This is a genomic window from candidate division KSB1 bacterium (assembly GCA_022562085.1).
Classification (GTDB): Bacteria; Zhuqueibacterota; Zhuqueibacteria; order Oceanimicrobiales; family Oceanimicrobiaceae; genus Oceanimicrobium.
Map to the genome: position 1 here is coordinate 1 of JADFPY010000010.1, position 12,875 is coordinate 12,875.

10 protein-coding genes are annotated in these 12,875 nt (G+C 42.5%); all 10 read left to right on the forward strand.

Going from position 1 to position 12,875, the window contains the following annotated elements:
* Positions 1 to 47 precede the first annotated feature (47 nt).
* A complete protein-coding gene (locus IH879_01845) occupies positions 48 to 806 on the forward strand; it encodes a tetratricopeptide repeat protein (protein MCH7673678.1) in 759 nt (252 codons plus the stop codon).
* Positions 807 to 1,029: 223 nt separating this feature from the next.
* Positions 1,030 to 2,037, forward strand: coding sequence for a PrsW family intramembrane metalloprotease (locus tag IH879_01850; protein MCH7673679.1), 1,008 nt, complete (start codon positions 1,030 to 1,032; stop codon positions 2,035 to 2,037).
* A 124-nt stretch (positions 2,038 to 2,161) separates the two neighbouring features.
* Entirely contained in the window at positions 2,162 to 3,463 is a 1,302-nt protein-coding gene (locus tag IH879_01855; GenBank protein MCH7673680.1) for a SpoIIE family protein phosphatase, read from the forward strand.
* A gap of 487 nt (positions 3,464 to 3,950) precedes the next feature.
* Positions 3,951 to 5,048, forward strand: coding sequence for a VWA domain-containing protein (locus IH879_01860; protein MCH7673681.1), 1,098 nt, complete (start codon positions 3,951 to 3,953; stop codon positions 5,046 to 5,048).
* A 98-nt stretch (positions 5,049 to 5,146) separates the two neighbouring features.
* The gene (locus IH879_01865) at positions 5,147 to 6,643 is read left to right on the forward strand and encodes a magnesium chelatase (protein ID MCH7673682.1); all 1,497 of its coding nucleotides are present in this window, start codon (positions 5,147 to 5,149) and stop codon (positions 6,641 to 6,643) included.
* A gap of 51 nt (positions 6,644 to 6,694) precedes the next feature.
* On the forward strand, positions 6,695 to 8,251 hold the full coding sequence (locus IH879_01870; protein MCH7673683.1) for a GAF domain-containing protein: 1,557 nt from the start codon (positions 6,695 to 6,697) through the stop codon (positions 8,249 to 8,251).
* A gap of 47 nt (positions 8,252 to 8,298) precedes the next feature.
* Positions 8,299 to 8,940, forward strand: a complete 642-nt coding sequence (locus IH879_01875; GenBank protein MCH7673684.1) for a metallophosphoesterase family protein — start codon at positions 8,299 to 8,301, stop codon at positions 8,938 to 8,940.
* Positions 8,937 to 10,721, forward strand: coding sequence for a DNA primase (locus tag IH879_01880; protein MCH7673685.1), 1,785 nt, complete (start codon positions 8,937 to 8,939; stop codon positions 10,719 to 10,721). Before IH879_01875 ends, IH879_01880 begins: the two co-directional genes overlap by 4 nt.
* A gap of 122 nt (positions 10,722 to 10,843) precedes the next feature.
* Positions 10,844 to 12,328 (forward strand): aminotransferase class V-fold PLP-dependent enzyme, encoded by a 1,485-nt coding sequence (locus tag IH879_01885; protein ID MCH7673686.1) that lies wholly within the window; start codon positions 10,844 to 10,846, stop codon positions 12,326 to 12,328.
* Between the two features lie 190 nt (positions 12,329 to 12,518).
* Positions 12,519 to 12,857: an STAS domain-containing protein gene (locus IH879_01890; GenBank protein ID MCH7673687.1), complete on the forward strand. Its 339-nt coding sequence runs from the start codon at positions 12,519 to 12,521 to the stop codon at positions 12,855 to 12,857.
* Positions 12,858 to 12,875: the final 18 nt, after the last annotated feature.

A 12,875-nucleotide genomic window follows, 5' to 3' on the forward strand; every position in this document is an offset into this window, starting at 1 on the left:
GCAAAGCCATTGAGCGCAATCCAAACTACTTCGACGCTATCGGGAACATGGGCTATATATACAGAGAGATCGGCGCCTACGACTCAGCGTTACCATGGCAAAAAAAAATGGTCGTCCTCAATCCAACCAATGCCAGCGCCTATGCAAATCTCGGCGATACATATCGTCGATTAGATAACCTTGCGAAAGCTGAGCAGTCGTTTTACAAAGCCATGGAGCTTCAACCGGACCTTGGTTTTTCATATTATTCGGTTGCTCTTTTGTATGTGACCCAAGGGAAGGAGCAGCAAGCGTTGGAGCAGGTAGAGCAACTCGTCTCCATTGACCCGAATGATGCCGGAATTCTCGAATGGGCGGGCCAAATACAAGGTTATATGGGTAACTTCTCGCAAGCAAGGCAGTATTATCAACAGTCGATTGCAACCAACCCGTCAATAGAGACGGATTGGTATAGCTTAAGCCCGATTGGGTTGGGGCATATTCTTTGGAAAAGCGGACAACCGGATGATGCACTAGAGCTTTTGCAACAAAGTCTCAACCTTCGCCGCGCAGAACTGCAGCGAGGCAATGAGGCTTCTTATATTCTTCGCGAATTGGCCGCTATCTATGCTATCCAGGGCAACAAGACAGAAGCCTACACGTGGTTGCAAAGAGCGATAGATGCTGGGTGGCGAGATTATCGCTTAGCTTTGATAGACCCGTGGTTGGAAAATCTTCGCGAGGATGAGCAGTTCCAGGAAATGATGGCACAGGTGAAAGCCATGGTTGACGAAATGCACAAACGGGTGGAAGAAATGGGTTTATAGTTAATATCAGTATACTTTCTCTAGATTTTTTTAGGTCACTCCAATTTCTTGAGTTGAACATTCGAATTGTAAGAACTCCGGCCGAAATACTTGTTAAAACTCTGTGTGCAAATTCAGTGGGTTTTTCTTGCCATTGTGCTCAAGTTCTATTTCCTTTATTTAGACCAACGAATAAAGTTGATTCCCTAAACTTGCATAGGTGCTTAGCCATAAATCTCCTGCCATGAACGAACTCAATAAAATAGCCGTGAGCTTGCTGCCGGTATTTATTTTTCTCGGCGCCTTAATTGTATTCGACAGCTATAAACTGGTTAAATTGCGCTCCGTACTGCTTACGATCCTGATGGGTTGTATTGTGGCAGGCATTTGTTTGTTCGTTAATTCAGGATTGACGAGGTTGCTTTCATTGGAATTTAAATTATATACACGATATGTCGCACCAATTGCCGAGGAACTTTTAAAAGCTCTCTACCTTGTTTATCTGATAAAATCAGAAAAAGTAGGCTTCATGGTCGATGCAGCGATTTATGGATTCGCAATTGGTGCCGGGTTTGCCTTTATCGAAAATATATTCTATTTGCAGAAACTTGCAGGCGCACATGTTTTGGTTTGGATTGTCCGAGGCTTTGGAACAGCCATCATGCATGGTACAACCACTGCCATCTTTGGAATGATCTCCAAGAATTTGTCCGACAAGTATTCTTCAAAGCAGGTCCATATATTTTGGGCCGGCCTTGCCGCTGCGATTTTACTCCACTCATTCTACAATCATTTTTTCTTGCCCCCCATTTTGATCACAATCTGTTTTGTGATCGGCCTGCCGTTAGTCATTGTTTTTGTTTTCGACCTGAGCGAACAGGCCACACGCAAATGGCTGGGTGTTGGCTTTGATACAGACGTAGACTTACTTGAAGTGATTACGACCGGCGATATCTTAGAGTCCCGAATCGGCAAATATCTGGAATCTCTCAAGAGCAGATTTCCCGGTGCAGTGGTCGCGGATATGCTTTGTTATCTCAGGCTTCACTTGGAGTTGGCTGTTAGAGCCAAAGGGATACTCTTAATGCGGCAAAGCGGATTTGAGCCAGCTTCCGACCCTGAAATAAGAACTAAATTTGAGGAATTAGATTATCTGCGAAAAAGCATTGGCAAGACGGGAAAACTCGCCATTCTTCCATTTCTCCGCACCAGCAGCCGAGACCTCTGGCAGCTCTATTTGATTGACAAATAAGGGTTGACAATCTTGGGGCAATTTGCTAACTTTTTATTATTACTCTTCCAAAGACAGTTTAAATTCTAAAGGGTTCAAAGTGTCTGAAAGAAATCTGCTTTAATTCTCAAAATTGGGGAAGCTCATGCCAGGCAAAAATATCCAGGAGTTGGAAAAGGAAAATCAACATCTTAAGAAAACAGTTGAGGATCTGTGGACGATAAACCAGTTGGCCCGTCTCATCAGTTCAACAATGCCGGTTGACCAGATTTTAGATAAAGTGGTTGCTGTTTCCGTGAAAGGCATAAAGGCAGAGCAGGGGACCATTTCCCTGCTTACGGCTAAAAAAGAAAATGAGGAAACCGGAGACCCATTCAAAACGATGATTCGAAAAGTTGACGTTTCGAGACTAGTGGGAAAATACCGGCTGGATGATCATTTGAGCGGCTGGATGCTCAGCAATCGAAAACCCTTAACTATCAACGACGTGAAAAATGATAACATCCTAAAAGGTGTCCAGCTGAATGAGGGAATTCAATCTATTTTGAGTGTGCCATTGATGTGCAAGGGAAATTTGATTGGAGTTCTGAATATTTTCAATAAAAAAGACGTTGGGGGTTTCTCTAACAATGATCAGCGTTTGTTATCAATTATTGCTTCCCAGTCGGCACAAATTATTGAAAACGCACGACTCTATGTGGAGGAAAAACAGCTTAGACGCTACGAGAATGAATTAGAAATGGCACGAAATATTCAAGAGGGGCTCATCCCCAAAGAGGTGCCGAAAACCAAAAAACTCGATATCTCCAGCTTCTTCAATCCGGCTGATGAAGTCGGCGGTGACTATTTTGATTATTTAGATTTAGGGAATGATAAAATCGGCATTGTGATGGCGGATGTTTCCGGTCATGGCGCTGCTGCGGCCCTGGTCATGACCATGATGAAGGGTATTGTGCACGCGATTACCAGCGATTTCGAGTCGCCGGAGAAAGCTTTGGCAGAGTTTAACTCGATCCTGAATCAAATTGGGCCGAAAGAGAAGTTTGTCACAATGATATTTCTGGTTTTCGATTTAAAGCAGATGAAGTTGTTATATTCCAGCGCGGGGCATCCTCCGCTGGTATTTTACAATAGTAAATCCAAGACCTGCGAGTTGGTTGAATTCATTTGCCCGGCTCTGGGAATTTCGTCGCTTTCCCAATATAAACAAAAACAAATGACCTTATCGTCGGGAGATTTGATTTTAGTTTACACCGATGGAGTTACTGAAGCCTTTAACGAAGAACAAGAAATGTTTGAAGAGGCTCGATTGCTCAAGGCTGTTCAGGAAGTGGCTAAACAAACTTCTGCGAAGACCATCGAACATATTAAAAAGAAGCTAAAAGAATTTACCAAAGATGCCTCTCAAAGCGATGACGTGGCTATGATCGCGATTAAAGCGAATTAATTTCGGTTATTCATTTCCACCGCGATTAATGATCATTTCTGAGTGTTTGAACGAAAACTCTAAATCAAAAGAGGAGAGTTCAAAATGTGGGTATGAATTATTATAACATCGTTTCTGGTAGTTTCAAGTTGTGCTCCGCCGCCTTCCTGCCTTTTAGATCAACTGTTTTTTTAAACTTTGCTCTTGCTTTTATCCTTCCAAATATTAATATTAAAACTTGATATTGAGTAACTATTTCGTGAGGAAATATGAAAGTTACAATTGAACTTCGCGGGGGGGGTAAAGAATTGGAGAATCTTAGAAAAAAATGCAACCACAATGACTCAAACAATTGAAAATGCTTTGCTATTGGGGGCTCAAAGGAGAACCCTGGTTCAAAGCCTGTTGGACGAGACTTGTGATGAATTCGACAATGCACTAAGCAAACTTGCCTCATAAGATACAGATTGGTACCAAAAGAAATCAACTAAATCTTAAACTTTATTGCATGAAATTTAGATATTCCGAGTGGCGCGACGAACAGGATTTAAGCAAGCTGACTTTTGAGGAGCTGATGCGGCTTTTCAGTCAACTTCTTCTTTATACAAATGGCGATCCCAACGCCGCGCTGCAAATGATGACGAAAATGGACCAGGAATACAACGTCTTTGATGAAAGCGAAGGCGCGGGTTTCGAGGAGTTTTTAGAATGGTTGAAGCAGGAAGGATATATTGAAGAATTCAACGATATTCTCGCGCTTACTCACAAAGGTTCGCGCCGGATCCGTCAGGATGCTTTAAAAGAGATTTTCACTTCTTTGAAGAAAAAGTCACTCGGTGAGCACGAGTCGCCGTTTTCAGGAGAGGGGATTGAGCGGCTCAGTGAAACAAAGCCATACAAATTTGGCGATCAGCCGTCGAACATCGATTTCACCGCAACGATTAAAAATGCCATTCATCGAGATGGCCTGGATGATTTTAATTTAAAAGAAGAGGATTTTGAAGTTTACGAAACCGAACATTTGACGTCATGTGCAACCGTGCTTCTGCTTGATATCAGCCATAGCATGATTCTTTATGGGGAAGATCGCATTACTCCGGCAAAAAAAGTCGCTTTGGCATTAGCCGAGATGATTACAAGTCGTTTTCCGAAAGACAGTCTGCACGTTGCGGTTTTTGGAGATAAAGCAATTGAAATCAGTCTCGAAGATATTCCGAAGATTGCGGTTGGTCCTTATCATACCAATACAAAAGATGCTCTTGAACTTGCTCAACGAATCTTAAAACGTAAACGCAACGTCAACAAACAAATCTTTATGGTGACGGATGGCAAACCTTCTGCTATTTTTGTGGGCGCGCGGATTTACAAAAACCCGTTTGGTCTGGACCGCAGAATCGTAAACCAAACCTTGAACGAAGCGCGTTCTTGCCGAAAAAATAAAATTACAATTACCACCTTTATGGTTGCAAGAGATAACTGGCTCATTGATTTCGTGAAAGAGTTAACCGAAGTCAACAAAGGACGGGCTTACTATTCGTCACTAAATAAATTAGGTGAATACATTTTTGTGGATTATATTCGCAACCGCAAGCAGCGGTTGAGGTGATTACAAATTTTGCGAGGCGTGAGGCGCCGTGGCAATCCAATTCGTTGGAGATTAGTTGTCGCCGAATTCGCAACGACGAAAATAAATCGAGGAAGTAAATGAGCAACCCAAAAACTATAAGCGAACTTCGCAAATCAGGCTACAAAGTTATTTCCATTAAGCAGGAAATACGCAAAAATTTGATTGAGAAAATAAAAAATGATGAAACCCTGTTTCCTGAAATCATCGGGTACGATGACACGGTTATTCCCGCCCTTTGCAATGCCATTCTTTCTTATCATGACTTAGTTTTACTGGGTCTGCGGGGTCAAGCTAAAACCCGCATCCTGCGTTTATTGCCAAGTTTGCTGGATGAATACATTCCAATTGTCAAAGGGTGCGAAATCAATGACAATCCTTATCAACCGGTTTGTAATGCCTGTAATGAAAAAGTGAAGGGACATGGTGATGAGGTGGAAATCGAGTGGCTGCACCGCGATGATCGCTACGGCGAAAAACTCGCCACACCGGATGTCACCATCGCAGATCTGATTGGCGACATCGATCCAATTAAAGCTGCCTCCCAAAAGCTGCATTACGCCCACGAAGGGGTGATTCATTTTGGCATTATTCCAAGGACAAATCGAGGCATTTTCGCGATAAACGAACTTCCCGATTTGCAGCCGCGCATTCAAGTTGGCTTACTCAACATTATGCAGGAAAAAGACATCCAGATTCGCGGGTTCCCAATTCGGATACCCCTCGACATTATGATCGTTTACTCAGCTAACCCGGAAGATTATACAAACCGTGGCAGCATTATCACGCCCCTGAAAGATCGAATTGGCTCACAAATCTTGACGCATTATCCGAGAAACATAGACGATGGTATAAAGATAACAGCACAAGAGGCATGGGAGAACCGGGACAGCGGCCGTGAAGTTCATGTGCCGTATTTATTTCGTGAAATTATCGAGCAAGTGGCGGCAGAAGCCAGAAAGAGCGAGTTTGTCGATCACAATTCCGGAGTCAGCGTGCGGATGACGGTGACCAGCCTGGAAAATCTGATTAGCAACGCTGAGCGCCGCGCCATCAAAAATAATGAGAACATCATTACTCCAAGAATTTGTGATTTATACGCGACGTTACCTTCGATTACCGGCAAGATTGAGCTGGTCTATGAAGGTGAACAGGAGGGAGAAATCAATGTGTCCAAGGCGCTGATTGGAAAAGCAGTAAAAACCATTTTTAAGAAATGTTTTTCGGATCCTCTGGCGGCCACCAAAAGAGGTGAGCAGACTTACACCGAAGTGGTTAATTGGTTTAAAGACAATCGCGCCGTTGAAATTTCCGACAATATGACTACCGAAAAATATTTAACAGAGTTAAAAAAAGTTAAGGGACTAAAAGACTTAACCATTCGTTTCATGAAGTTGAAAAAGGATGTTAATAACGGGGAATTGGGCGCTGCCATGGAATTCGTACTAGATGGTCTGCATCAAAACTCCATGTTAAGTAAGGACATTGTAGATTCAAAAACCTCCTACAAAGACATGCTTGACACAATGTTTAGTTCCTTCCGCGAGGAAGAAGATGAAGATTCCCAGGAAGCTTAAGCTGTTCCTTATTTTCAATCACAATCTGCACACTAAGTGAAGAGAAACATCATGGGAAACGCCGCGGTGTCTCTTCAAAAATACGTCGACCTCGAAGAGCAAATCCGCAAACTAAATGCGATTGGCATCGCGCTTTCCAGTGAGCGGGATCTTGGCAAGCTGCTGGAACTGATTGCGACTGAGGCTCGGGCCTTCACAAATGCGGATGGCTGCAGCCTTTATATTAAAGACGAAGAAAAGCTTAATTTTGCAGTTGCGCAGACCGAGTCATTACAGAAGCGCGACGGCAAGCGCGAACCTTTTAAATCATTCTCACTCCCTCTTACCAAAGAAAGTATTGCTGGCTATGTGGCCGTTACCGGTGAAGTATTGAACATCGAAGATGTATACACCATCCCAGCGAATATAGAATACCGGGTCAATAAACAATTTGATAAAAATAATAACTATCGCTCAAAATCGATGCTTGCTGTGCCTATGCGGGATAATGCCGGCGAGATTATCGGTGTTCTGCAATTAATCAATTCTTTAGATTGTTCTGATCATATCATCCCGTTTAATCCCGAACTTGAGAGCATTATTTTATCCCTGGCTTCTCAAGCCGCAGTGGCAATTCGGAACGTCAAGCTTATTGAAGATATCAAAAACCTGTTCCGCTCCCTGGTGCGGTATTCGATAAAAGCCATCGACGCACGGAGTCCCCATACGGCCGGGCATTCGGGCCGGGTTGCCAAATACTGTGTGCGAATGGCGCATGCTATAAATGAAGAGCCGGAAGGCCGCTTGGGCCAAATAAAGTTTTCAGCACAGGAAATCGAAGAGTTGCGCATGGCAGGGTGGCTGCATGATATTGGTAAAATCGGAGTTCGCGAAAGTATTCTAGAAAAAACCAATAAATTGACCGCTAACCAGATTGAGGTCATTTCGGAACGGTTTGAAGGAATCAAGAATCAAGTAAACGCGCGGTTTATTGAAAAGAAATTTGAAGCGTTGCTTGAAAAAAAATCGGTACCCAATTCCCTGGATATTGAGCGACAGCAGGCGATCGCCGAAATTGATGACGCCTTAAATTTCATAAAGAGAGTTAACATTCCAGGGCATTTAAAAGAGGAAGAGCGGATTCATCTCAAGAAAATAGCGGAAAAGACCTACCTAAACAGTAAAGGGGAAAAACGCACCTACTTAAACCCGAAGGAGTACGAAAGCCTTTCGATTATCCGGGGAAATTTAACGCCAAGTGAATATGAGGAGATGCAGTCACATGTTCTGCAAACAATCGGTATTCTTGATAAAATTCCATTTACTAAAGAGTTGCAGAATATCCCCCAATACGCAGCCGGTCACCATGAATATTTAGATGGCACCGGTTACCCGAGGGGATTAAAAGGCGATGAAATTAGCATTCAATCGAGAATTATGTGTATTGCTGATATTTATGATGCACTGAGCTCCACGGATCGTCCGTACAAAAAGGCGCTGCCCATTGAAGAGACGGTGAATATCCTGAGAAACGAAATAAAAGCCGGCAAGCTCGATGGTGATATTGTTGAAATGTTCATTCGCAGGAAGCTTTATCAAAAAACTTCATTTCAAGAGGATGAAGATTAAATTTGCTTTTCCGAAACTCTATCGGTGAATTTCCTGTGATCAATTAAATGAAAATTGCTGCCGTTTCCGATATGCACGGGAATCTCGATCCTGTTCATGAAATTTTAAAAAAAGAGATTCCTGATTTACTTCTTTGTGCCGGCGACTGGGGTACCTCCGAGGAGATTTTCCAAAACGACTTTGACGCTATTGTTCAAAAAGTTACAACCATTACAGTTTTCGGAAACCACGATAATATCGAGCTTCTCTATCAAATTAAAAATCAAGACGGCACAGCCATTTTGATTGACAATGGTGCCACTAAAGATTATGATAATTTAGTCATCGGTGGGATTAATGGCATCTGGGCCAAATCTCATAAAAAGGCCTGGTATATTACCGATGAAGAAGTGGCAGCCGCCGCGGCTAAACTCTTAGAAAAAAAAGTTGATATATTGATTACACACGGCTGCCCACTCGGAATAGCTGACTTGACCCCGATTGGAACTCGTGGCGGACAAAGGTGCTTCACAGAAGCCTTCAAATTGGTTAATCCTAAACTTTACATTTGCGGGCACCTCCATCACAAAAGTTCTTACCAAACCAAAGATGGAGAATTAGTCGTAAATATTGGCTTTACCAAAGAAGGCGATTACGCAGTTTTTAATTTTGAAAACGAATCATTTGAATTTGAAAGCAAAGTGATTTGAGTATCCCTGATTACAAAATTGACGAAGTACGCGAGGCCACCGACGTTGTTGATCTGATCTCCGGTTACGTGACTCTGAAGAAAAAAGGCCAGAATTTTTTTGGACTCTGTCCTTTCCATCCCGAAAAAACGCCCTCATTCAGTGTCAATCCGGACAAACAGATTTTCCATTGTTTTGGCTGCGGCGCCGGCGGCAATGTGTTTACTTTTCTCATGCGCAGCGAGGGAATCAATTTCCCGGAGTCGATAAAGTTTCTTGCCCAGCGAGCGGGTATTCAAATTGAGTACGACGAAAAAGATGAGGCTCGAAGTCAGGAAAACGAGTCACTTTATTATCTAAATGAATTCGCCGCAAAGTTTTTTCAAGAATCTCTTCTTAGTAAAAAGGGTGAGCATGCTTTCAATTATCTAAAAGACAGAGGTTTGAGTTCGGAAGATATCGAGGCATTTGGTTTGGGATACGCGCCTCCGGGTTGGCAGGGGCTTATTACTCAGGCAAAGAATACATCAAACGACCTCGAATTGCTGCATCGCGCCGGGCTGACTCTAAAGAAAGAGGAGGGGGGCTACTACGACCGGTTTCGCGACCGAATCATGTTCCCAATTTTGAATTTATCCGGAAGAGCGGTGGCATTTGGCGGTCGTAAATTGAGCGAGAATGATGACTCACCGAAATATATTAACTCACCGGAAACTTCAGTCTATGAAAAAGGCAAAATGCTTTACGGCCTATTTCAAAATCGTGATGAAATCCGTAAGCAGAAAAAATCTGTTTTTGTCGAGGGGTACATGGATTTGCTCAGCCTGGTTGCCAATGATATCAAAAATGTAGTGGCATCTCTGGGGACATCTTTAACCGAAGAACAGTCACGGTTAATCCTCCGTTACAGCAAACATGCGGTTCTGATGTATGACAGCGACTCTGCCGGAATTGCCGCTGCTTTGCGCGGTGCGGATATTTTACTTGAAACCGGTCTGGATGCTTTTATTGTAAGTTTGCCCAAAGGACACGATCCCGATAGTTACGTTCTGGAAAACGGTACCGAGGCATTGTTGAAAAAGATTGAAAACGCAGATAATCTCTTTGATTATAAAGTACAGCATTCCTTAGACAAACCACCGGAAAATCGCAGAGAAGAGGTCCGTTCAATATTAGAATCTATTGCGAGAATAAAAGATGCCATTCAGAGAAGTCTAATAATTACCAAAGTCTCCGAACAGTTAAATGTTAGTGAAAAGGCATTGTGGAGTGACTTAGCACCTATTCTGCAACAAAAGCAAAAGGGTGAAAGGCGACAGTCAGAGATTTCCAAACGGTTGAATGACCTCGGTAAAACCCGGAAAAGTGGACGGGGTGAGAAAGCGGTTGCCGACCTCATTAGAATTATGATTCACGATTGGAATTTAGCGGAGTACGTTTTTGCAAATCTCGATTTAACGGAAGTAAAGGATTTGGATTTGTTCCCGATTGTAAACTACCTAAAAAACCAGCAGAATGGTGGAGGACGCCCTTCAGAGAAAGAGTTGAATCGGCAATTCAACGACGTTGAGTTGACGGCTTTTATTGTGCAGGTGTTTAACGAAGACTGGGAAGAGCTAAATTTGAAACGCTGGGCGACAGACTGTATTTCAGTGATTCATAAAGAAAAAATTCAAAAACAGATTGAAATCATTCGGGAAGAGATTCGGTTGGCGCAAGATTCCGGTCAGCCTGTAAATGACCTTTTGCATCAGTGCATGGAGTTGGAGGTGCAAAAGAAAACGCTCTCTGCAGAAATTTGAGCCCTATAGAAAAGTCCCAAAAGGATTCTTCTTGTTTTAAAGAAAGAGTTTTTATATTTTCAAATATCTTAATTCTGCTATTTTTTTTAATTTTGCATTTTTAATCCGAATGTTTGACTATTATGGGAACAAACAACCAGACGTTAGAAGATTATTTTAAAAAGTTTAGAGAGAATGTAATAGGGTATAACCAGACGTTCGAGTCACCCTATGGCAGAAAGCGAATCGTTTATGCAGATTGGACTGCGAGTGGTAGATTGTATGGTCCGATTGAAAATAAACTAATTAATGAGTTTGGACCATTTGTCGGGAACACGCACACCGAAACAACTGTCACCGGGACATCGATGACGAAAGCCTACCACCTGGCCCATAAAATTATCAAAAAACACGTTAATGCCGGACCCAATGATGTCATTCTCACAACAGGTTCCGGAATGACCAGGGCGGTCACTAAATTTCAACGGATTTTGGGATTTAAAGTCCCGGAGCAATTGATGGGACAATTAAATATTCCGGAGGAGCTGAGACCGATTGTTTTTGTGACCCACATGGAGCATCATTCCAATCACACTTCATGGTTGGAGACAATCGCAGACGTGGAATGTATTCTTCCCAATGAAGATGGACTGATCGATTTAACTAACCTCGAAAAACTCCTGGATAAATACAAAAACAGGCAGACAAGAATCGCTTCAGTAACCGCCTGTTCAAATGTTTCCGGGATTCAAACATGTTACCATGATGTCGCCAAAGTCATGCACGCAAATGGCGGCTTGTGTTTTGTGGATTTTGCCTGTTCGGCGCCCTATGTTGAAATGGATATGCACCCTGCAGACCCTCTTGAAAAACTCGATGCCATATATTTTTCACCTCACAAATTTCTTGGCGGACCCGGCACCCCCGGTGTATTAATTTTTGATTCCAAACTATATAAAAATAAAGTGCCGGATCATCCTGGCGGGGGCACAGTAACCTGGACAAACCCCTGGGGAGAACATCAATATTTCAATGATATTGAAGTCCGGGAAGATGGCGGGACGCCGGCTTTTTTGCAAACCATCAAAGCAGCGCTTTGTGTTAAGCTCAAGGAGCAGATGGGAGTCAAAAATATGATGCAACGGGAAGAAGAGCTGGTGAAGATTCTATTTGGAGAATTAAAAAAAATCGATGGGCTTCATATTCTTGCAGAAAATATTGAAGAGAGGCTGGGCGTCATTTCGTTTTATATTGACGGAGTGCATTATAATTTAGGTGTGAAATTATTGAACGACCGCTTTGGGCTTCAACTGCGCGGCGGCTGTTCTTGTGCCGGAACCTATGGGCATTTTTTGTTGAATATCAGCCAGGAAACATCCCACAAAATTACTGACAAAATTAATGAGGGAGATTATTCTGAAAAGCCTGGATGGATCAGACTTTCCATTCATCCTTTAATGACAGATGATGAAGTCAAATATATTACCAATGCAATTAAAGAATTGGCCGTAAATTATGACACCTGGCAAAAAGACTACACCTATGATTCCTGCACCAATGAATTCACTCACCTAAACAAAGGCACTGCTAGCTTCGAGGAACAAATTGTAAGCGACTGGTTTAAGTAGGCAACTTCTTAATTTATACCTGTCCGTTAGCCTAAAATGTACAAATTTGTGCCTATTTAGCAATAATTTTTCCTTGACTTTTAGTCGCTTTTACCTTATTATAAAAGTTAATTCAACTACCATACATCTGTTTTTGATCGATTATTTCTAAACATTACCTGCAAAAAACTTCTCGTGATTAGGAGGAAACATGAAGCTTACCGATAGAATGATTGGAGATGTTGCCGTTTTAGATTTAAGTGGGAAACTTCTGGGCGGTCCGCCGGCATCGGAAGAAATTAAGGATAAAATCTATGCTTTGCTCGACCAGAGTATAACCAAAGTGGTGATAAACCTTGCGGATGTAAGCCGGATGAATAGTTCAGGTTTGGGTGTACTTATTTCGGCTCTGACATCGTTGAGAAATAAAGACGGGAATCTCAAGCTTGCAGGCATTAATGAGTTGATGGAAGGGGTCCTGGTCATGACGAAGTTGAATACCATCTTTGAAACTCATTCTACTGCGGAAGAGGCGGCAAAAACTTTCTAATTCCCTTTGTCAAAACTA

Excerpts from the sequence above, each read along its gene's own strand:
- IH879_01850 (MCH7673679.1), top strand. The coding sequence starts at position 1,030 with ATGAACGAACTCAATAAAATAGCCGTGAGCTTGCTGCCGGTATTTATT.
- IH879_01885 (MCH7673686.1), top strand. The coding sequence starts at position 10,844 with ATGGGAACAAACAACCAGACGTTAGAAGATTATTTTAAAAAGTTTAGA.
- IH879_01890 (MCH7673687.1), top strand. The coding sequence starts at position 12,519 with ATGAAGCTTACCGATAGAATGATTGGAGATGTTGCCGTTTTAGATTTA.
- IH879_01875 (MCH7673684.1), top strand. The coding sequence starts at position 8,299 with ATGAAAATTGCTGCCGTTTCCGATATGCACGGGAATCTCGATCCTGTT.
- IH879_01865 (MCH7673682.1), top strand. The coding sequence starts at position 5,147 with ATGAGCAACCCAAAAACTATAAGCGAACTTCGCAAATCAGGCTACAAA.
- IH879_01855 (MCH7673680.1), top strand. The coding sequence starts at position 2,162 with ATGCCAGGCAAAAATATCCAGGAGTTGGAAAAGGAAAATCAACATCTT.
- IH879_01870 (MCH7673683.1), top strand. The coding sequence starts at position 6,695 with ATGGGAAACGCCGCGGTGTCTCTTCAAAAATACGTCGACCTCGAAGAG.
- IH879_01860 (MCH7673681.1), top strand. The coding sequence starts at position 3,951 with ATGAAATTTAGATATTCCGAGTGGCGCGACGAACAGGATTTAAGCAAG.
- IH879_01845 (MCH7673678.1), top strand. The coding sequence starts at position 48 with ATGGGCTATATATACAGAGAGATCGGCGCCTACGACTCAGCGTTACCA.